Annotated in this window: 21 protein-coding genes; 10 read left to right on the top strand and 11 right to left on the bottom strand. The window is 36.8% G+C overall.

Annotation, left to right across the window (positions count from 1 at the left end; translation table 11 throughout):
* The first annotated feature begins 49 nt into the window (after positions 1–49).
* Entirely contained in the window at positions 50–694 is a 645-nt protein-coding gene (locus tag JNL75_04535) for a MarR family transcriptional regulator (protein ID MBL7789084.1), read from the top strand.
* Positions 695–736: 42 nt separating this feature from the next.
* On the opposite strand, the gene JNL75_04530 is transcribed toward JNL75_04535, so the two are convergent.
* The gene (locus tag JNL75_04530) at positions 737–2,290 is read right to left on the bottom strand and encodes a DUF853 family protein (GenBank protein ID MBL7789083.1); all 1,554 of its coding nucleotides are present in this window, start codon (positions 2,288–2,290) and stop codon (positions 737–739) included.
* 72 nt (positions 2,291–2,362) lie between these two features.
* On the opposite strand from JNL75_04530, the gene JNL75_04525 reads away from it, so the two are divergent.
* Both JNL75_04525 and JNL75_04520 read left to right on the top strand, forming a co-directional pair.
* On the top strand, positions 2,363–3,511 hold the full coding sequence (locus JNL75_04525) for a glycosyltransferase (GenBank protein ID MBL7789082.1): 1,149 nt from the start codon (positions 2,363–2,365) through the stop codon (positions 3,509–3,511).
* Positions 3,498–4,709, top strand: coding sequence for a bifunctional 3,4-dihydroxy-2-butanone-4-phosphate synthase/GTP cyclohydrolase II (locus tag JNL75_04520; protein ID MBL7789081.1), 1,212 nt, complete (start codon positions 3,498–3,500; stop codon positions 4,707–4,709). Before JNL75_04525 ends, JNL75_04520 begins: the two co-directional genes overlap by 14 nt.
* Here the strand turns inward: JNL75_04520 and JNL75_04515 are convergent.
* A complete protein-coding gene (locus tag JNL75_04515; protein ID MBL7789080.1) occupies positions 4,696–5,709 on the bottom strand; it encodes a quinone-dependent dihydroorotate dehydrogenase in 1,014 nt (337 codons plus the stop codon). The genes JNL75_04520 and JNL75_04515 overlap by 14 nt on opposite strands.
* An 85-nt stretch (positions 5,710–5,794) precedes the next feature.
* On the opposite strand from JNL75_04515, the gene JNL75_04510 reads away from it, so the two are divergent.
* The 6 genes from JNL75_04510 to JNL75_04485 all read left to right on the top strand — a co-directional run bounded on the left by JNL75_04510 (position 5,795) and on the right by JNL75_04485 (position 11,998).
* The gene (locus JNL75_04510; protein MBL7789079.1) at positions 5,795–6,385 is read left to right on the top strand and encodes a sigma-70 family RNA polymerase sigma factor; all 591 of its coding nucleotides are present in this window, start codon (positions 5,795–5,797) and stop codon (positions 6,383–6,385) included.
* Between the two features lie 19 nt (positions 6,386–6,404).
* Positions 6,405–7,190: a hypothetical protein gene (locus JNL75_04505; GenBank protein ID MBL7789078.1), complete on the top strand. Its 786-nt coding sequence runs from the start codon at positions 6,405–6,407 to the stop codon at positions 7,188–7,190.
* A 70-nt stretch (positions 7,191–7,260) separates the two neighbouring features.
* Entirely contained in the window at positions 7,261–8,256 is a 996-nt protein-coding gene (locus JNL75_04500; GenBank protein MBL7789077.1) for a COX15/CtaA family protein, read from the top strand.
* Positions 8,223–9,281: a hypothetical protein gene (locus JNL75_04495; protein MBL7789076.1), complete on the top strand. Its 1,059-nt coding sequence runs from the start codon at positions 8,223–8,225 to the stop codon at positions 9,279–9,281. Before JNL75_04500 ends, JNL75_04495 begins: the two co-directional genes overlap by 34 nt.
* A gap of 6 nt (positions 9,282–9,287) precedes the next feature.
* On the top strand, positions 9,288–10,076 hold the full coding sequence (locus JNL75_04490) for a hypothetical protein (GenBank protein MBL7789075.1): 789 nt from the start codon (positions 9,288–9,290) through the stop codon (positions 10,074–10,076).
* A complete protein-coding gene (locus JNL75_04485; GenBank protein MBL7789074.1) occupies positions 10,064–11,998 on the top strand; it encodes a prolipoprotein diacylglyceryl transferase in 1,935 nt (644 codons plus the stop codon). Before JNL75_04490 ends, JNL75_04485 begins: the two co-directional genes overlap by 13 nt.
* Before the next feature lie 6 nt (positions 11,999–12,004).
* On the opposite strand, the gene rpiB is transcribed toward JNL75_04485, so the two are convergent.
* The 9 genes from rpiB to sufB form a co-directional block, all read right to left on the bottom strand.
* On the bottom strand, positions 12,005–12,427 hold the full coding sequence (gene rpiB, locus JNL75_04480; protein MBL7789073.1) for a ribose 5-phosphate isomerase B: 423 nt from the start codon (positions 12,425–12,427) through the stop codon (positions 12,005–12,007).
* A gap of 58 nt (positions 12,428–12,485) precedes the next feature.
* The gene (locus tag JNL75_04475; protein ID MBL7789072.1) at positions 12,486–13,892 is read right to left on the bottom strand and encodes an inorganic phosphate transporter; all 1,407 of its coding nucleotides are present in this window, start codon (positions 13,890–13,892) and stop codon (positions 12,486–12,488) included.
* 124 nt (positions 13,893–14,016) lie between these two features.
* Positions 14,017–15,099 (bottom strand): sterol desaturase family protein, encoded by a 1,083-nt coding sequence (locus tag JNL75_04470; GenBank protein ID MBL7789071.1) that lies wholly within the window; start codon positions 15,097–15,099, stop codon positions 14,017–14,019.
* A gap of 205 nt (positions 15,100–15,304) precedes the next feature.
* Positions 15,305–16,180 carry an N-acetylneuraminate synthase family protein gene (locus JNL75_04465; GenBank protein ID MBL7789070.1) on the bottom strand — a complete coding sequence of 292 codons (876 nt, stop codon included), beginning with the start codon at positions 16,178–16,180 and terminating at the stop codon, positions 15,305–15,307.
* 66 nt (positions 16,181–16,246) lie between these two features.
* The gene (locus JNL75_04460; protein MBL7789069.1) at positions 16,247–16,741 is read right to left on the bottom strand and encodes an HAD-IA family hydrolase; all 495 of its coding nucleotides are present in this window, start codon (positions 16,739–16,741) and stop codon (positions 16,247–16,249) included.
* A gap of 80 nt (positions 16,742–16,821) precedes the next feature.
* Positions 16,822–17,631, bottom strand: a complete 810-nt coding sequence (locus JNL75_04455; protein MBL7789068.1) for an SDR family oxidoreductase — start codon at positions 17,629–17,631, stop codon at positions 16,822–16,824.
* A gap of 59 nt (positions 17,632–17,690) precedes the next feature.
* Complete coding sequence (sufC, locus tag JNL75_04450; protein ID MBL7789067.1) at positions 17,691–18,449, bottom strand: Fe-S cluster assembly ATPase SufC; 759 nt, start codon at positions 18,447–18,449, stop codon at positions 17,691–17,693.
* Positions 18,450–18,463: 14 nt separating this feature from the next.
* The gene (locus JNL75_04445) at positions 18,464–18,877 is read right to left on the bottom strand and encodes an ORF6N domain-containing protein (GenBank protein ID MBL7789066.1); all 414 of its coding nucleotides are present in this window, start codon (positions 18,875–18,877) and stop codon (positions 18,464–18,466) included.
* A gap of 59 nt (positions 18,878–18,936) precedes the next feature.
* Positions 18,937–20,388, bottom strand: a complete 1,452-nt coding sequence (gene sufB, locus JNL75_04440; protein MBL7789065.1) for a Fe-S cluster assembly protein SufB — start codon at positions 20,386–20,388, stop codon at positions 18,937–18,939.
* Between the two features lie 235 nt (positions 20,389–20,623).
* Here sufB and JNL75_04435 point away from each other — a divergent pair, with 235 nt between their 5' ends.
* Positions 20,624–22,015 (top strand): arginine decarboxylase, encoded by a 1,392-nt coding sequence (locus JNL75_04435; GenBank protein ID MBL7789064.1) that lies wholly within the window; start codon positions 20,624–20,626, stop codon positions 22,013–22,015.
* Positions 22,016–22,033 lie beyond the last annotated feature (18 nt).

Below are 22,033 nucleotides of genomic sequence, written 5' to 3'. Positions count from 1 at the left end.
GACGAAATTGTTTTAAATATCTTAATTTCGCACTTTATTGTCTTTATATATGAATGCGCAATGTACAAAAATTTTGGAGGCACTCTTGCTCTATCAGAAGGAAGAAAATCTGGGTCATAACCTTTCAGATTTCGCTTATTGGATATTGGATAAGGAGAATAGAAGCTCCTGTATAGATGTTTCCTCAAGCAATAATTCTCTAGAAACGAATGATATAGAAGAGGAAATAAGTAGATTGCTTGTTTTGATGTACCGCTACGCAAAAGGTCATTTAAAAACCTACTTAGCAGAATTTTCGGAACTAAACCAAGAGGACTTTACCTATCTCTATGCTCTCAAAAGAGCAGGAAGTCTTACTAAAACACAACTCATAGAGCGAAATGTACACGACCGGACGACTGGGCTAGAAGTGATAAGACGGCTCGTAAAAAACGGTCTAATTCATGAACATGAAGATGAACATGATAAACGAAGTGTTAGAATCGAATTGACAAAAAAGGGAGAAATGGCATTTATAGAAATCAAATCGATTACTAGAAAGGTGGCCAAACTGATAACAGGAAAACTGACGGCAAAAGAGAAGCAAAAAATGTATGAATTGTTGAAAAAATTAGATGTTTTTCATCAACCATTATATCTGTCTAAGACCAAGCTAGAATTAGATTTTGTATTAGAGAAGTATTCGTTAAATTGACACTGACCTAAACTAGAGATAACTATTTATAAATAGTATAATTTACCAAAAAAGCCCTTTACTCTTTCGTCTCCTAGTCGTTGTCGTTTTGAGTCCTAGGACACCAAGTAAACCTCTCGTGACTTCTCTCACTACAATTTTTCCAACAGGACTATTGACAGCATCCCCTACGCTATCCAGTATGCCGCCTCCTTTTTCTTCTTTTACTTCTTCTTTCTCTTCTGCTTCAGGTTCATCCTCTTTAGCCGCCGATATTTTTCCTTGGAGCATTTCATAAGCGCTCTCACGGTCTATGATTTTTTCGTATTTTTCTTTGATATCAGATTGGTCAATAATGTCTTGCAATTCACCATTAGTCAATACTCCTATACGACTTAATGGGGGTCGCATCATGGTATGAGCTAGTGGAGTAGGGATACCTTTTTCATTGAGCACAGTGACCAAGGCCTCTCCTATACCCAAAGATGTCAAGGTTTTCTCGATATCATAATATGGGGAAATAGGGAAATTTTCAGCTGCTAGTTTTATAGCTTTTTGATCCTTGGCAGTGAAGGCACGCAAGGCATGTTGCACTTTCATCCCCAGCTGACCCAAAATAGAATCAGGAATATCGGCAGGATTCTGTGTAATAAAAAATATACCAACACCTTTGGACCGAATCAGCTTAATAGTAGCTTCGAGTTGCTTTAAAAGCGCTGGGCTAGCTTCCTCAAATATCAAATGTGCTTCATCGATAAATAAAACTAGTTTAGGTTTATCAGGGTCGCCTATTTCAGGGAAACTGCCATAAATTTCAGCAAGCAGGCAAAGCATAAAACTTGAAAATAATTTAGGCTTATCTTGTATATCTGTTAGGCGAAATATATTAACTATTCCTTTTCCATCGATTACCCTTACGAGGTCTTCCACTTCAAAAGACATTTCTCCAAAAAATTTGTCTGCTCCTTGTTGTTCTATTTCAATTACTTTACGAAGAATAGTACCTGAAGTCGTAGTTGAAAAACTGCCAAATTGTTTGGTTAGTTCATCTTTTAGTTCATCGTTCGCTCGTATTAGCACTTCTCTTAAATCTTTTAAATCTAATAGAGCTAATCCTTTATCATCGCAGTATTTAAAAAGCATAGAAAGGACTCCCTCTTGGGTATCGTTCAATCCCAATATTTTAGCTAATAATACAGGTCCAAATTCACTGACAGTAGCCCGCATAGGTGTACCAGGCTCACTGCTTATCGTTATGAATTCAGCAGGATTGTTGGAATAGGAGTTATCTAATTTTAAAATGGCATTTCGTTCTTCTACTTTAGGATTGGTACTTCCAGCCATAGCGATACCGCTGAGGTCTCCTTTGATATCCATCAGTAAAACAGGCACTCCCGCTTTGGAGAGGTTTTCCGCTATGACTTGTAGTGAAATAGTCTTACCCGTTCCAGTAGCTCCTGCTATCAGACCATGTCGGTTAAACATTTTGAGTGGCGCTTTAATCAAGGCATCGGGGACATTTTCTTCATTCAGTTTACCTAAACCCATAAGAATGCTATCACCTTTGAATGTATATCCGGTTTGAATATCGGATAAAAACTGTTGTTTATTCGCCATTGTTTTATTTTTACAAACAAAAATAATAGTTCTATTAGAATCGAGGTGTTCTAATTCTTAATTCTACTTATTTTGATATTAGCGATTGTATTTTTAGTATTTGTCAGTCTATTTATTTATAGTTATTTAATATATCCTAGTTCGCTCCATTATCTGGGGAATAAGACTATAGGTACTCACACCTCCGGCAAGCGACCTATTGTTGTTTTACTAGCTGCATACAACGAAGAGAATCATATATCCAAAACAATACAAGCTATATTTAATAGTAATAATTTAGATAATATAGAAATGGTTATCGTAGCGGATGATGGCAGTGAAGATGAAACAATGAAGGTTTTACAAAATCTCCAAATACAATACTCAAAACTGAAGGTCGAAAGACTCCACCGCATTGGGAAGCCTCAGGCCTTGAATTTCTTAGTAGAAAAATTTCAGTTGAACACAGATAGCTACCATATTCTCCTGATGGATGCTAATATAGCATTAGACACAAACTGTATTATCGAATTGGAAAAAGAAATATTGATAGATAAAGTAGGTATGGTTGGGGCCTCTGTAGTGCCTTTGCAAAATCAACGCAACGTAGAATCAGATTATGTTTTGAGAGAAAATAGAATAAAGCTGGAAGAAAGTCGGACTATGGGTTATGCTATAGGTGTATTTGGCGCCTGCTATATGATGCGAGGCGAATTGTATCAGAGGATTCCTAAAAATTTTATAACAGACGACTTGTTTCTCACGTTCTCTGTTATTGGAAAAAATTATTATGTGCTCTATTCCCAAACTGCCATAGCAAAGGAGCATATTTCAGCAGTACTTACCAATGAGTTTAAACGCAAAAGCCGCTATGCTGCGGGCAATTTTCAGATACTTTTTCATTTCTTAGATTTATTGAATCCATGGAAGACCTCTTTTGGCTTTATCTATGCTTTTTTCTTTCACAAAATACTACGGTGGCTATCCCCTATTCTATTCTTAGTAGCTTGGATACTTAGTTTTTTCAATCTTTTTGGTCAATATTCAAATATATTAATCTATGGAGGTAGCTTGGTTTGCCTATTTTTGTTCTTTAATTATTTGCTGACTTTGCTTAAAATAAATGCTATCTGGTATAGAATGTATTATTTTTTGAGTATGAATTTAGCAATATTGTATGGATTTTTTAATTATATAAAAGGGATAAAAACAAATGTCTGGGAAAGAAGTGACAGAATATAAACTGAATACAATTGAAGAAGCCTTGTTGGATATTCAAAATGGAAAAGTTATCATTGTGGTAGATGATGAAAATAGAGAAAATGAAGGTGACTTTATAGCTGCAGCGGAGCATGCCACACCGGAAGTAGTTAATTTTATGGCTACCTATGGACGCGGACTTATATGTACTCCACTTCCAGAGAAGCGTTGTGATGAATTAGACCTACAACTCATGGTTGGCAAAAATACGGTACTACATGAGACTCAATTTACGGTATCTATCGATTTGAAGGGAGAAGGCTGTACTACAGGTATTTCTGCGCATGACAGGTCTAAGACAATTTTATCCTTAATAAATCCAAATACCAAGCCAAAAGATTTAGGCAGACCAGGGCATATATTTCCACTCAGAGCTAGAGATGGAGGCGTATTACGTCGAGCTGGACATACCGAAGCAGCTGTAGATATCGCCCGACTGGCTGGTTGTCAGCCTGCAGGGGTCCTGGTAGAAATACTCAACGAGGATGGTAGCATGGCGCGCCTTCCACAATTGATAGAAGTGGCTAAAAAACATAATTTGAAAATTATTTCTATCGAAGACTTGATAGAATATAGACTGAAGCATGATAGTCTCATCAAGCTAGAAGAAGTAGTTGATATGCCTACCAAATACGGAAATTTCAAGTTACATGCTTTTTCACAAAATACAAGCCCGGATATCCACTTAGCCTTGGTAAAAGGAGCTTGGGAGGCAGGCGAGCCCGTTTTGGTGAGGGTTCATTCGAGTTGTGCTACGGGAGATATTCTCCAGTCTCTTCGCTGTGACTGTGGAGATCAGCTACACCTCGCTATGAAAATGATAGAACAGGAAGGAAAAGGAGTTGTTGTCTATATGCAACAAGAGGGCAGGGGAATAGGATTATTGAACAAGCTAAGAGCTTACAAACTTCAAGAGCAGGGTCGTGATACTGTAGAAGCCAACTTGGAACTAGGCTTTAAAATGGATGAGCGAGACTATGGTCTTGGGGCTCAAATCATTCGCAGCCTCGGTATTCAAAAAATAAAACTCATGAGCAATAATCCCAAAAAACGTGTAGGGCTTATCGGTTATGGACTGGAGATAGTAGATAATATCCCTATAGAAGTAACTCCAAATCCAAGTAACCAAAAATACTTAGAGACCAAGAGAGACAAAATGGGTCACACTATTTTGAAGTAATACCTTTCAAAATCTCTTTAATCAGTCCATTTCCTTTATATACAAAGCCTGTATATACTTGCAGCAATTCACAACCTAGGTCAATTTTTTCTTGTGCCGATGCAGCACTATCTATACCGCCAACACCTATGAGTTTTATTGATGCGTCTTTGGACTTTAAATATCGAATAACTTCATTTGTCTTATAAGCTATGGGCTTACCGCTAATGCCGCCCATTTTTTCTGAATAGGCAAAATCTTTATTTCTATTTAAGACTTCATAATCTATCGTTGTATTCGATACTATGAGGGCGTCAATATGCTGACTGTGATATACAGAAATGATATCATCTAACTGCCCTTCTGTGAGGTCAGGTGCTATTTTGAGAAAGATAGGTTTAGAAACGGATTGATTTTTACGAAACTCTTGAAGCACCTCAAATATTTTTATCAAGGTATCTTTATCCTGAAGTGCTCTAAGATTAGGGGTATTTGGTGAACTGACATTGACCACAAAATAATCGACAAAGTCATACATAGCCTCAAAGCATTTTTGATAGTCTAGATGGGCTTCTTCGTTGGGAGTCCATTTGTTCTTGCCTATATTGCCTCCGATAACATAACCTTTGCCTTGAAATTTTTTTAGGTTTTCTATTATTTTTTTTACACCTAAATTATTAAACCCCATTCGATTCATCAAAGCTTGATCTTCTTTGAGTCGAAATAGTCGTGGTTTGGGGTTACCGTCTTGTGGTTCAGGAGTCACTGTGCCTATCTCTACATATCCAAACCCTAGTTTGTCCAGTATGTTCACATATTCCGCATTCTTATCAAATCCTGCCGCCATGCCCAGTCTATTTTTAAATCGAATACCAGCGAAAGAGATATCATCAATTTTATGATAGCAAAGTAAGGTGTTAAGGCCTGGAATTTCCAGTAAAATTCTCAATAATTTCATAGTGATAGCGTGAGCAAACTCTGGAGGAAAAAAGAATAGAATATTTTTAACTATTGTATACATTGGAAATTTACTGAAATTGCAAAAATCAATTTTTTTTAGGACTTCTTGAAAAATAATTAATTTAGCCACAAATTTTTTCAAGGAAGTGGCAGTTTTCGGATCTAAATTAAATAGTGGTCTTACGGATGAGGAATTGATAAGTAAATATCGATTCTCTCATGATAATTCCTATTTAGGAGAATTGTTTCTTCGTTATTTGCCCAGTGTTTTTGGAGTAGCATTGGGGGTATTAAAAAACCAAAAAGAAGCGGAGGATCTTACTATGACTGTATTTCATAAGATAGCTTCCGATTTAAAAAGAATTGAAGTGAAAGATTTTTCTAGCTGGTTGTATCAACTAACAAAGAATCTATGCACTATAGAATCTAAGAAAAAGAATGCAGGAAATAATGATTCGAAAAATATCCTCATCGATGAGCTTGCGAGTAAAGACGATCACGAACTTTTTATTAATGCTTCTGAGGATAAGACATCCAAAATAGATGCGAACAATTTGCGATTGGCAATCAATACACTTAATGAGAATCAAAAAATTTGTATTGACTTATTCTATATGCAAAATAAATCTTATCAGGAGGTTGCAGAATCGACAGGGTTTAGCGTCAATCAAGTAAAGACAAATATTCAAAATGGCAAACGTCTTTTGAAAACCTACTTAGAGAATAGAGGATTATAATCTAGGATAAACAACGAAAATGAGTATAGAGAGAAAGTTTAAAATGTTTTCTACTAAAGAGTGGATTCAATTTTTACAATATAAATTGTCCCCTGAAAGAGAAAAAGAATTAGAGATACAATGTGAGAAAGATCCTTTTTTAAAGGAAGCAGTAAATACCATAGGAGATAAAGAAAACAGAGCACTGGCTTATCAGTCTGTAGCACTGCTCATAAATGAAGTGCAGCAATATACAGGGGTTTCAGAATCTAAGATTCTCAAATCCAGAGAAAATGTTGAGACTAAGAAAGAAATGCCAATTAACTGGAGAATTGTTGGTATTATTATTACGGGCATTATTTTAATGGGTATTTTAGGATATGGCATCTATTATTTTCTAAGTAGTAGCCCTGGTGTAGATGCTCAAGATCAGACCATGGTGGAAGCAGAAACTGTTTCTAGTATTCAATCTTATGCAGACTCATCCAGCCTGCCTATGGAAACTATTCCGAATGCTGCGGTAGCAGCAAGCATGCCCGTAGATTCTGTCTCCATCACTAAACAGAAAGTGGCGACTAAGAAGAATCAGAGTCAATCAAGTTCAAGTTTAGGGGATATCAATAACGATATCAATCCTGCTTCAAGTAATGCATCTAATCCTGCGGCAGCTGTATCTCAAAAAGAAAGGGAATTGTTTAATCAAGCACAAGAAATATACAAGCAAGGCAATCGCGAAGAGGCCAAGGAAATTCTTAGAAAGTTAAAGAGTTACGATAACCCTATGAAATCTCAAGCAGAAACTATTCTGAAAAATATGGAAAACTAAGGTTATGGTAAACGCTAAGATTTCAAGAGCAGTTTCTATTTGGTTATTGATAGGTTGCTTAATGGTCTTAGTGCAAATTTTAATAGGGGGTATCACACGACTTACAGATTCTGGACTATCTATTACCGAATGGGAAGTGATTAAAGGAACCCTGCCTCCATTGAATGAAAAGGAATGGACGATTTCTTTTGAAAAATATAAAACCTTCGCAAAGAAACAGTTTGAGTCTATACATAGGGATATGTCTCTCTATGAATTTAAACGAATTTATTTCTGGGAATATTTCCATAGACTATGGGCTAGAATTATGGGTATAGTTTTTGCAATCCCTTTCTTTTATTTTATCGTGAGAAAAAAAATTGAGGTGAGACTTATTAAAAGGCTACTCGTAGTTATTTTTTTAGCCTCACTCTCCGCTACTTTTGGTTGGCTAATGGTAGCCAGTGGCCTTAATGATGATAAACGCACCTGGGTCAATGCCTATAATCTATTAATACATCTTATCTTGGCTACGAGTTTGTTTTCATATCTTACTTATACCTATTATCAGTATGCGCATGCTCATTCGGCCGAACGTATTGAGTTAATCGACCGATATTTATGGAAGTGGATAGGAACTTTCTTGGTTATTCAATTAGCTTTCGGAGCTTTGATGGCTGGTATGAAAGCCGCCTTGGTGTTTCCTTATCCATTGCTATTGGCTAAAACCCAGCTTTTTCAGGACATATGGAATACGAGTCCTGCTATACAATGGGCTCATTGGAATGATTATGAACCCAATCCTAATGTAAAATTGATAGTTCAAGTAGTACATAGGTTGACAGCCTACCTCTTATTTTTCGCCTCTGCATGGTTTTTTATTGTCAATAGAGTGAAAATGTTCATCGCTCCTAGTTATCTGCTATACTATATTCTGTTAATATCACAAATTATTTTAGGTATTTTTACTGTAAGCTATAGTCATGGAAAAATTCCTATTACATTAGGTGTTATTCATCAAATTACAGCTTTCCTATTATTAGCTGCCTACCTATGGATTCTCTATTCTTCCAAAAAGAAAAGATAGGGCTTCAACTCCCCTTGATTCAAAATCAGACTATATTCTACGCGGTACTCAATTGGGGTGTGGGTCATGCTACGAGGTCTATTCCTATTATTAAGCATTATCATAATTTAGGAAATAAGGTCGTTCTGTTTAGCGATGGAGAAGCGGAGAGCATGCTCAAGACCAGTTTCCCAGAGCTTATTATACATACATTGCCGTCTTATAAGATAAAATATAAGTCGAAGAATTTTCTTTTTCTATTTATCATATTACAATCCTTTACACGTTTTTGGATCATATATCGAGAACAGCTGCACATGCGACGCTATCAGAAAATCTATCAACCCGATGTGGTGATTTCCGACAACCGGTATGGCTGCTACTTAGTAGGATTAAAAAGTTATCTCATTTCGCATCAATTGAAATTGGTAACAGCTAATTTTATAGAGCGCATATCGCAGCGATTTGTAGATAAATTAATTAAACCTTTTGATGAATTATGGATTCCTGATATCGAGACTGTCAAGCTGAGTGCAGCTATGACGGATGTCGATATTTCTATTCCCAAGCGATGGATAGGTTTTCCTGATTTGAAAGTAGCGAGTGACCCCAAAGCTGAGCCTATCGAGCTGCTTGTATTGCTATCAGGCCCAGAACCTCGACGAACAGAGTTAGAAAAAAAATATCTCAAAGTCATCGAAACGCTGCCATACCAAGTCACTTTTATTGCGGGAAATTTTTCTCAAGATTATGTATTGAATAAATCAAAAAACTGCATTCATCATTCTCGTATGCGATATGAAGAGACGCTTCAGTATATAGCGCGAGCAGAAAGAATCATATGCCGCAGTGGCTATTCTACCTTGATAGATTTATATATTCTACAAATGCAAAAAATCATCTGTGTACCTACCGCTGGTCAACCTGAGCAGGAATATCTCGCTTCTTATTGGCAGGAAAAAGGATGGGTGAAATTTGTGGAAGAAAGAGATGTGGAGGGGAGATTAAAGAATCTCGTATTGAATATGCAAGATCATTTATTATAACTATACATGATAAAGCTCTTCAACCTAGAAAAAAAATACTTCGATGTCATAGATAATAATGGAAATTGTTTTATAGCTTATTGGGCAGAGCTTTATATCTTAATTATAAAAATCAATTTTTCCAGCATTATTATTAATAATTCTGAGAATATTACCACAGAGAAAGTTTCACTAACTAAAACTGATAAACCAAATCAAGACAATGATTTTACATTTAAAAATAAAAAACTAGGTATAACATTTGTCTTTAACGGCAAAAAGACCGGAGTTAAAGAAGAACTATATCAGAATATACAGGAAGAAAAATTGGTTTGGGACTGTCATCATCCTCTGGCTTCGGTATCACTATATTATGACGGAATAAATTACAGAGGGCTCGGTTATTCAGAAACGATTCACATGAGTTTGGCACCATGGGAGCTGCCAATAGATGAACTAAGATGGGGGAGATATTTATCACAAGACACCAGTATCGTTTGGATTGAATGGAAGGGGTCTAATCCTTTAAGGAAAATTTATTACAATAGTAGCTATTACGAAGATGGAAGCATAGATAATGAAAAGCTTGTATTCGGCAGTGGGAAATATCAAGTTTACTTTCTCAGCCCAAGTGTAATTTATGAAGGAAAAATATCCAATCATCTTAAAAATCTAAATTGGCTAAAATGGATTATCAATAAACGAATACTAGAAACTATAGAAGTGAAGTTTAAATCAAAAGCAATTTTCAAAGTTAATGATAGTATGATGAATACGGGTTGGTCTCTATATGAAATCGTAAAATGGAAGAAGTAAAAAACATTTTAGGTAAAATAATTTACGGTTGCTTATTCGTCGTAGTGCTGCCATATTTGCTTATTTTATGGGCTGGTGCTACTGACAATTTAGTACAAATACCAGTACCAGACTATCCATATATAGGTTTATTAAATGTTGGAATAGGACTTTATTTCATTTTTTCTGGAATGTTTTCTCTATGGTACTATGGTGAAGGCTTACCAATGAATGCCTATCCTCCAGACAAATTTGTAAGTAAAGGGGTATATTCTTTTACAAGTCATCCAATATATCTTGGCTCAATTCTTGTGTCATTCGGATTGTCTATTTGGGTTAAATCTTCATCGGGATTTTGGCTAGTTAGCCCATTATTCTTATTTATGATTGTAGCCTATGTTCTAGGTTTCGAGAAGGAGAAAACAGAGAAGCTTTTTGGTGTCCAAGCATTCAAGCCATTTTTATCTTTAGCCGAGGGGAATTCTCAATCAACAAATTTAAAATCAAAGCTAGCCACTTTTATTCTAATATTTATTCCGTGGTTAATTTTATATGAAGCTTTCGTTTTTATAGGGAATCCAATGGTTGCTATCTCTACGAATACGATGTTAGATGAGTATATTCCCCTAATAGATTTTACCATAATTGCATACTCCTCGGTCTATATTTTTACCTTGCTTGTTCCGTTCATTTTGAAGACAAATGAGCAGTTAAGAAATTTCACTATTGATGCGTGGTTATCTATGATTATCGTTTTTAGTATTTATTTCTGTTTACCATTTGTGGTAGAGCAGAGAGAATTTAGTTTTTCTTCTTGCTGGACGGAACTTATAAAACTAGAGAGATCTATGGATAGCGCAGCCGCAGCTTTTCCATCGTATCACGTAATGTGGGCTTTGTTATCGGCTAAATACTATACACAAATTTTATCAACTCTAAAGACGGCGTTCTTCTTCATAGCCACATTAATTTCTATGAGCTGCCTTACAACGGGTAATCATACCATCTTAGATGTGTTGGCGGGTTTAGCTGTTTATTTTATTATTGAATACAGAATAGCTCTATGGTTTGCAGCTAAAAATAAAGCGGAGAAAATAGCGAATACATGGATAGAATGGCGATACAGAAATGTACGATTTATTCATCACGGAATCTATGCAGGCTTAGCCAGTCTAATAGGTGCATTTTTGATTTCGAGCTTCTTACATGACTTTCGATTTATTACAACCATGTCTTTAACTCTGAGTGCTATTCTTGGAGCTGCTTTGTGGGCTCAGTTTATTGAAGGCTCCCCCAAATTACAGAGACCATATAGCTTCTATGGGAGTATAGTAGGCACTGGATTTGCCGTGATAACTCTAGGAGTGTATACTCCGTTGGAAGCTTCTATTTTGGCAGGAGCTCTCGTTATGGCAGCACCATGGGTACAAATGATAGGCAGATTAAGATGTCTTGTGCAGGGTTGTTGTCATGGATGTCAAACTTCACCTAAAATGGGGATACAATTTCACCATCCTATGTCGCGGGTCAATAAAATTTCTGAACTATCTGGTAGATTCTTACACCCAACGCAGTTGTATTCTATGATTGCAAATTTTATAACGGGCGTATTTCTTATTCGATTTTATTTCTTAGAGATGCCAATAAATTTTTTAGTTGGTTTTTATTTTATTGCTAATGGTTTGTTTCGATTTGTCGAAGAGTCATTGCGTGGTGAAGCCCAAACACCTTATTGGCTTAGAATGCGTATATACCAATGCTTTGCTTTGCTTTCTATTTTTATTGGAGCGCTAATCACATGTGTCTCACACAAAACAACATTAGTTTTTAGATTTAGTAATGAAAGTTTATTGACAGCAATAGTAGCAGCCGTAATTACTGCGATAGCTTATGGTCTTGATTTCCCAAAATCCAATAAGAGATTTGCTAGATTGGTAGAATAAGAACTCTTAACACGAAATCTTATCTACCCTCGTCTGATGTCTTCCCCCCTCAAAGCTAGCTTCTAGGAAAGCTTTGACTATTTCTATAGCTTCTTGTTCAGATATAAAGCGTGCGGGCAGGCTGAGAATATTGGCATCATTATGTTGGCGTGCGAGTGAGGCTAGTTCTGGCTTCCATGCTATAGCAGCTCGAATGCCAGCGTGTTTGTTTGCAGCTATAGCGATGCCATTTCCACTTCCACAGATGAGTATACCCATAGTGGTTTCTCCATCTTCGATACTGTTGGCTACTGCGTGCGCAAAGTCTGGATAGTCCACGCTGTCTGTACTATAGCATCCTTTATCCAACCATTCAATTTCTTTGAAATTTGACTTTAAAAATTCTTTTAATTCAAACCCTGCGTGGTCGCAGCCAATGGCTAATTTCATAAATCAAATGATTATGCTACAAATGTAAAGCTACAACATTAAAAAGAGAACCAATTTTTTACGCAAACAATCTAAAAATCAAATAGAGACCGAAAGATAACAGAATAGTAACAGGTAAGGTAAGGAGCCATGCTAGGGCTATACTTTGAATCGTTCCTTTCTGTAGGTTCTTGACGCCTCCAGTAGCTACCATAGAGCCAGCTATACCAGAAGATAATACGTGGGTAGTACTAACAGGTAATCCAAAATAGGTACTTAGACCAATAGTGGATGCTGCTACTAGTTCGCTAGCCGCACCTTGCCCATAGGTCAAGTGTGATTTTCCTATTTTCTCACCTATGGTTACTACGATGCGTTTCCAGCCTATCATGGTACCTATTCCTAGGGATAAGGCCACCATCATCAATGCCCAATCTGGAGCGAAATCAGTATAGGATTTCAAAACATGCAGTTCTTCTTTCAAAGCACTTCTATCAGCAGAATTAGGGAGCATCTCTGGGTCTTTTACGATTTTGTCTATGGTCTTAGAAATAGATTGGATTCTCTTTCGTTCAGTAAATTTTGCTTTAACAGTAGTGTCTGCTTTAGATGCAATGTCAGCCTTAAGTTCATTGACTGTTTCGATCATTTTATTAAATTCTTTTTCTAATGGGCTTTCTAGCTTGTTTTTCTCCAAAATTGCCGTTATTCTGTCTAAATGCTGAACACATTTTTCATCGCCAAAGCTACTATTTAGGGCATACTGCATAGGCATAAAGGTCATCAATACCACCATCAGTAAGCCTAGTCCTTTCTGTCCATCATTGCTGCCATGAAAAAAACTAACAGCGCTACAAGTACCTATTAGCAAGGCTCGGGTCTTAAGAGGTGGCGCTTCATTAGTCAATTCCTGCTTGAAAAGAGCTTTTTGCTTCAGAACTCTTCGCATGACATAAACTAGAAGTATGGCCATGGTAAAACCAAATGTCGGTGATAGCAATAAAGACATTCCTATGTCCTTTGCTTTGTCCCAATTGACACCAGAACCATGATGTATAAACTGAAATCCAAGACCAGCTCCTAACAATGAGCCTACTAGAGTATGTGAACTAGAACAAGGAATCCCAAAATACCATGTGCCAAGATTCCAAATGATAGCACCAATGACAACAGCAGATACGATGGCTATATTCTCATAGGTGGACAACTCCATAAGTTCTCCTAGTGGTAATAGCTTGATAATGCCTGCAGCTACAGTCATTTGAAAAAGTTTAACACTGACTATAGCACCTAAAAAGTTGAGAGAACCTGAAAGAAGCACTGCGTGAAACGGCTTCAGTGATTTTGTGTAAATCACCGTAGCTACTGCATTGGCAGTGTCATGAAACCCATTGATAAATTCAAAGAAGCAAATGGCAGCTATACAAAATAAAAATAATGCAAGAATAACTCCTTCCATAGAGGACAATATGTTTAGAAAATCCATTTCGTTCAATTTTTGACAAAGCTAAATTAGAACATTCTGAGTGAATGTTAAGAAATGGTTAAGCCATGGAGAAAAGCTATCTTATCCAGATATATGAGGAGAAAATCATAGTAATACTAGAAAACTAGTCAAATTTTTCTAGAGATTCGTCTTGATCCCCATCCTTATGAAATATGAGTTGGCTGCCTTTCATAAAGTATTTAATTCCTTGATCATCATAGCAATGGTTGTCATCAAGGTCATATCTTATATTTGATTTATCAAACAACTCATTCGAAACCCAATTTTCACGAGCACCGAATAGTCCTAGCACATAGGTCGTAATGTAATAACGAAAGTTTAATAAATACTTATAGAACGTCTTATTCTCTAGGAATCTAAAGTCAAATCGATGAAAGGCAAACACGAGTTGATCCCAGAATCCATTAGGATAGGCATATGGAAGACCGAACATTTTTGGCTTATGGAAATAAAAATTAAGAGGCTTCAGACCAGGTAGAAATCCCGTACCGAATATCCAATCCCAGGCTGCGATTTTTGTACTATAGTTCTTATAGAATACTTCGTGATGATTCGCATGATGCCATTGATGCATTTCAGGGCCATTAATGATATATTGTAGTTTTCCAGTATTGACATTCACATTGGCGTGAATCCACATGCCCCATAGCGCATCGAGTAAGGCTTTGGCAGGATACATAAAAGATGCAGTTTCTGTGTCTAAAAGAAAGAATATAGGTGCAAATTCAACCGTCTGATTGATCAAAATTTCTGAGAAATGGGAACGACTCCCCGCTAACCAATCGACCTCGCGTACTGAGTGATGCGCTTCATGCGTGCGCCACAGATATTTATTGTTGTGCTGAAAGCGGTGCATCCAGTACATGTAGAAATCATGGGTAATGAAAAATATAAACAAGCATAGCCAAAAATTCATACCGCTCATAGGTCCAAAGTCTTGAAGCCCTAAGTAATTTTTCAAGTTGAGTATGATATAGGTGAAAATGACTATTTCCAGCACTTTACTCTGAAGGATGGTGTACCATACCAAATCCATCCAAAAGCCTCTGCGGAATAGCTTTACTTGCGGTGTGTATGGAAATAATCTTTCTAATACTATCATCAAGATAGCCCATGAGGGAATGATGATACCGATGATTTGTATATATTTGTCATGACCTAATTCTTTAAAACATTCTGGCACCATAACTCAAATACAAGGTAGACCTTGCACAATAGTATAAATTTATAGATTTAATAGATTACAAAGTTAGAAAGAATTAGACTTTTCTGTTTAAAAAACAACATGGCTGGCGATTTGAACCAGCATTAATTAAAGATAATTAGTACTATTCTTGTACCTTCATTTGCTAATCTGCGGTACGGAAAAAATTGATATACGAAATGAATCCTTACTTCACCCTTCTCAGCTTGGCCATTGGACCTAGCTCGCTGTCATATACTTTTTTGACACCATCGCCCAAGGCTGTTTCAATGTCACGGATATCCCGCACCAGTCGCATCATGCCTCCTGGCTCTACGGAAGCGGCTTGGTCGCTTCCCCACATACTTCTGTCTAGGGTAAAATGGCGCTCTACAAAACTCGCACCTAATGGAATCGTCGCCAGCGTAGTGCTCAAACCCGTCTCATGTCCAGAATAACCAATAGGACATGAAGGATACATATTTTGCAAGGTGTTTATCATTCTTAAGTTCAATTCCTCTGGCTTACATGGATAAGTGGAAGTAGCATGTGCTATAGCCAAATTATCAGTTCCAATAGCTTCGACTGCTTTTTTCAATTCTTCGATGGTGCTCATTCCGGTAGAAATGATCAATGGCTTACCAGTATCTTTTTTCTTTTTGAGAAGGGAGATGTCGGTGAGTGATGCTGAAGCTGCTTTGTATAGCATGGGATTAAATTTCTCCAAATAATCTACGGATTCTTCGTCCCAGCAGCTAGCAAACCATACGACACCTAACTCTTTACAATATTCATCGATGATTTTATACTCCGCATCCCCAAATTCTACTTTATATCTATAGTCGATATATTTCATTCTACCCCATGGCGTATCGCGTTCAATATCCCATTGATCTCTCGGTGTGCAAACTTCTGGAGTGCGTTTTTGAAATTTTACCGCATCACAGCCACATTCATGCGCTTTTTTTATCAATTCTTTGGCTATATTGATATCACCATTGTGGTTCAAGCCTATTTCAGCAATAATAAAACAAGGGTTGTTACCACCTATTTTTTTACCATTCGCCAATATTATTTCAGTCATAAATTAATTTTATTAATTACTAAACAAAGGTAAAGCCTAAAAACTTAATCTTGTGATAAGATTTTGTTAATTATAATTTTCAATGATATATTCACAAAACTCTCGAAAGGCTCCTTCACCTCCTTTTTTCTCACATACATAATGTGAAATAGCCAAGACATCTTCGTAAGCATCCCCTGGGCAAGCACATATCCCTGCCTTTTTCATAACCTCAATATCATTCAAGTCATCTCCAATATAGGCTATATTTTCCCAATTGAGATTGTGTTGTTTCATAAACCGTTCGACCATTTCTAATTTATTCTTGACCCCAAGAAATACATTTTCTATTTTCAATTTTTCTGCTCTACGACTTACAATTTCAGAATTTTCACCTGTAATTATAGCGATGTTAATAGGTGTCAATCTTCTTAAGCGCTCTGCACCCATACCATCGCGATATGAAAATGCTTTCAACTCCTCACCTCTTGCAGAATAGAATATGGTGCAGTCTGTCCACACACCATCTATGTCCGTAAATAAATAAGAAATATTAGATATTAGATGTGAGATATTAGACATATTGTTTAACTTCTAGATTATGATTATTGCTTATTTAACTTGTTTCTTTTTTCTAATATCTAATTTCTTACATCTGGCATCTAAATAGCTGTCCACCCACCATCGACTACCAAATTCGCTCCTGTCATATAACTACTGGCGTCGCTAGCTAGAAATACAATAGCTCCCATATAGTCAGTGGGCTGTGCCATACGGGCTAGTGGGGTTTTAGCACTATAGTTCTGGACAAAAAAATCATCTTGACTATTTTCTACACCACCTGGTGATAAGGTATTGACGCGTACGCCATTCTTACCCCAGTAAGCTGCTAGAAATCTGGTGAAATTAATTACAGCACCTTTGGTAGCAGGATAAGCGGCAGATTTGTAAAACATCTGTTTGCCATTTCTGTCTTTGTATATGGATTGGTCGGGACCTACCATTCCGTAGGTAGAGGCTAAATTGATAATGCTGCCTTTACCCGCTTTTGCCATTTCGGCACCAAATACTTGACAGCAAAGAAATGTTCCAGTGACATTCGCTTCTAGAGATTGGCGAAACATTTTTACCGGATAATTTTCAAACATAGACTGCTCTCCTGCCAAAGCTGGATTTTCAAACATATCATTAATAGCAGCATTATTCACTAGAATATCAATTTTGCCATAATGAGCGAGTATGCTATCTTTAGCTTTTTTGACATCCTCCTCATTGGTTATATCAAATGATATCGCAAAATGCATATCAGAATTATCCAAAGAAGCTATAACTTCTTGGCATTTCTCCTTATTCAAATCTGCTACGACCACACTAGCACCCGCCTCAGCAAGCGCCTTGCAGTGATTTCTACCGATAAGTCCCGTAGCGCCAGTGACTAGTGCAACTTTGTTTGATAAATTAAATAAATTCATAAAGCAAAGTTAGCAAAGCAAACTTGGATGACAACAATAAAAATAATCTTAACTTTGACTTAAACTTGAGCTAGCTCACTTTTCACCCAATCATATCCTTTTTTCTCCAGCTCGAGAGCGAGTGTTTTATCACCAGTCTTGACGATTCTGCCATCATACATGATATGAACAAAATCAGGAACGATATAGTCTAGCAATCGTTGATAATGCGTAATGACTAGAAAAGCATTCTCTGCATTTCTCAATTTATTGACACCATTGGCTACTATACGAAGTGCATCGATATCGAGACCAGAATCTGTTTCATCCAGAACGCAAAGTTTCGGCTCAAGCATAGCCATTTGAAAGATTTCGTTTCTCTTTTTCTCCCCTCCAGAAAAACCTTCGTTGATGCTTCGAGTGAGAAATTCTTTGTTGAGTTCTACGATAGCAGCTTTTTCTTTCATCAATGCGAGAAAATCTTTAGCTTCCATGGGAGCTAGACCATTGGCTTTTCGCTTTTCATTGATGGCGGCCTTCATAAAATTGGTAGTTGATACTCCTGGTATTTCGACAGGGTATTGAAAGGCTAAAAACATACCTAGGTGAGCCCTTTCCGCTGGGTCTAGTTCGGATATATTCTTGCCTTCAAAGAGCAACTCGCCTTCCGTGATGTCATAACCATCTTTGCCAGCTAGAATCGAAGCAAAAGTCGATTTGCCTGTTCCGTTCGGTCCCATAATAGCGTGGACTTCTCCTTTATTGATTTGAATGTTGAGTCCTTTGAGAATTTCTTTGCCTTCTTCTACTCGGGCATGTAAATTTTTAATTTGTAACATTGGTTGAGATTAAGTTATTTGATATATCCAATTTTAGTTCGTTCTTTGGTTGGTTCTTGAATCAGTTGTTTGACAGCTTCAAATAGCACTTTAATATCCTTGTTATTCTTTAGTGTCTTATTTTCCAGCTGCTCTAGCTTGAGTAAAATATTTTTTTGTGAATTAACTACTTCCCTTAATTTTACGAATACTTCTATTAATTTAATACTCATAGCTATCGCTCGCTCGCTTTTGAGTACATTGGCGAGCATTAAGACTCCATGTTCTGTAAAAGCAAATGGAAGTGCACCGCCTAATACCTGCTTGGAAGGTATCACATTTTGTGATACCATATTATCTATCTCATTTTCTGTCAATTCAAACATGAAGTGTTCAGGAAATTTCATAGAGTTCCTTCTTACCTGCTGTTTTAGTGCTCTATTTTCCACATTAAAAAGCACTGCCAAATTTCCAACTTCATTCAAAACTAAGAATTCAAAATTAATCTCTAACCCACACTATTTTCCAGCGTTATCTCCAATAATTTCTGTGCTTCTACCGCAAACTCCATGGGTAGTTCTTTGAATACTTCTTTACAAAATCCATTAATAATAAGATGCACGGCTTCTTCATCGCCTATCCCACGCTGATTGCAGTAAAATAGTTGATCTTCTCCTATCTTGGAAGTGGAAGCTTCATGTTCTACCTTTCCCGTTTTGTTTTTTATCTCAATATAAGGAAATGTATGTGCACCGCAATCACCGCCCATTAGCATAGAGTCGCATTGTGAGAAGTTGTAGGCATTGTCTGCATTGGGCTGTATCTGCACCAGGCCTCGGTATGCATTCTGTGATTTACCCGCAGAGATACCTTTCGATACGATTCTGCTTCGGGTATTTTTCCCGATATGTATCATTTTCGTGCCCGTATCAGCTTGTTGATGATTATTGGTAACTGCTACGGAGTAAAATTCTCCAATAGATTCGTCCCCCTTCAAGATACAGGAGGGGTATTTCCACGTAATAGCAGAACCGGTCTCTACTTGAGTCCATGAAATTTTCGACTTATAGCCTTGACAAATACCGCGCTTGGTTACGAAATTATAAACACCACCTTTGCCATTCTCGTCGCCAGGAAACCAGTTTTGGACTGTACTGTACTTGATTTCGGCTCTTTCCATTGCCACTAATTCCACGACAGCAGCATGCAATTGATTTTCGTCACGCTGAGGTGCAGTACAACCTTCGAGATAGCTCACATAGCTTTCATCATCTGCTATAATGAGGGTTCGCTCAAACTGACCTGTATTCTCCGCATTGATGCGGAAATAGGTCGAAAGCTCCATAGGGCAGCGAACTCCCTTAGGGATATATACAAAGGAACCATCACTGAATACAGCAGAATTGAGTGCGGAATAGTAATTGTCGCGCGGTGGTACCACCGTTCCAATATATTTTTTAACGAGTTCTGGATGTTCCTTGATAGCTTCAGATATGGAGCAAAAAATGATGCCTTTTTTATTTAATTCGTCCTTAAATGAAGTGAAAACGGACTCACTATCCATCACAAAATCCATGGCTACATTAGCTAGTTTGTTTTGTTCGAGAGCACTGATACCCAATTTATCCCAGGTTTTGCGTATTTCAGGATCTACCTCATCGAGTGAATTGAGCTGCGGTTTCTTCTTAGGAGCAGCATAATAGATAATGTCTTGAAAATTAATTTTAGGAAAGCCTAGCTTAGCCCAGTTGGGTTCTTCCATTTTGAGCCAATGATGATAAGCCTTCAATCTCCACTCCAGCATCCATTCGGGCTCATTTTTTTTGGCAGAAATAAAGCGAACAATATCTTCATTGAGTCCGATTTCGGCATACTCCTGTTCTATATCTGTGGTAAAACCATATTTATACTCCTTTTCGGATGTTTTGGCAAGCAATATATCTTCTGAATGGGTTTCCATGAAAATTTTTATCTATATAATTTTATGGCAAATTTAGATTAATTATAACGAGTCTAAAGAAAAACAATGCTAAGAAAGCCTAATAAATAAAGGACTCGAGAGTATTTTATTTAAAAGTTTCATTCTTTTTAAATACCAATTGAGTAAAAAGTTCAGCATTCTTATATAATAGTTCAGCATTTTTTGCCAACTTTTCTAATTTTGTTCTCATAAAAATCATAGAAAAAAGATTGTAATGAAAACCAAATATGTAGATCTTATAGAACAAACTTATGAATGGCCACAACCAGAATTTGAGGTGGAAGACAATGAACTAAAGTTTCACGATATTTATCTAATGGATATTGTGAAGAAATATGGAACACCGCTAAAGCTTACTTATTTACCCATCATTTCTAAGCAAATAGAAAAAGCAAAAATGTTTTTCAAAGTGGCTATGGCTAAGGCTAATTACGAGGCGGAATATAATTATTGCTATTGTACCAAAAGTTCACATTTTTCCTTCGTACTCGAAGAAGCCTTGAAGAATAATATCCATATTGAAACTTCCTCAGCCTATGATATCAATATTATAGAGAAATTAGCCGAAAAAGGACTTTTTCATAAGCATCAATATGTCATTTGTAATGGGTATAAGCTACCGCAATACATTGAGAATATCGCTCGACTCATAGAAAACAAGTATGAAAATGTAATACCTATTATTGATAATTTCAATGAATTGACTCATTTAACGGAAAAGATATCAAAGAAATTTAGGATAGGGATTCGAATTGCCTCTGAGGAAGCTCCTAAGTTTGATTTCTACACTTCCAGACTAGGTATAGGTTATAAAGATATTGTTCCTTTTTATAAGATACAAGTCAAAGGAAAGAAGAATGTGGAGCTGAAAATGTTGCACTTTTTTATCAATACGGGCATCACGGATACCGCTTATTATTGGTCAGAATTAGCGAAATGTGTGCGTGTATATTGTGAACTAAAAAAGATTTGCCCTAGTTTAGATTCTTTGAATATAGGAGGAGGACTTCCGATAAAAAATACACTAAATTATGCCTTTGATTATGAGTATATGATAGAAGAAATCATATCTCAAATTAAAAAAACTTGCGATGATTATGGGGTGAAAGAGCCTAATATTTTTACCGAATTTGGTTCATTTACAGTAGGTGAAAGTGGTGCCACTATTTTCAAAATTATAGACCAAAAGCCACAAAATGATCGAGAAAAATGGAATATGATAGATAGTAGTTTTATGACTACCCTGCCCGACGCCTGGGCTATCAATAAACGATTTATCATGCTAGCAGTCAATAACTGGGATCGTGAATATGAGCGCGTATTTCTTGGCGGACTCACCTGCGATAGTGATGACTTTTATAATTCTGAGGTCAATTCCAATGCTATATATCTACCTGTTTTAGAAGCTGATGAACCGCAGTATATTGGTTTTTTTCATACTGGTGCCTATCAGGAGAGTATTGGAGGTTTCGGTGGGACACAGCATTGCTTGACGCCAGCTCCCAAGCATATCATTATTTCCAAAAATGAAAATGGTGATATTAAAACCAAACTATTTGCTAAAGAGCAAGATTACAAGAGTATGCTGGAGATATTGGGGTATTAGAAATTCATAATTTGGAAT

The sequence above is a fragment of the Chitinophagales bacterium genome (genome assembly GCA_016787225.1).
Lineage (GTDB): Bacteria > Bacteroidota > Bacteroidia > Chitinophagales > JADJOU01 > CHPMRC01.
This window is presented reverse-complemented; position numbering and strand designations above follow the sequence as displayed.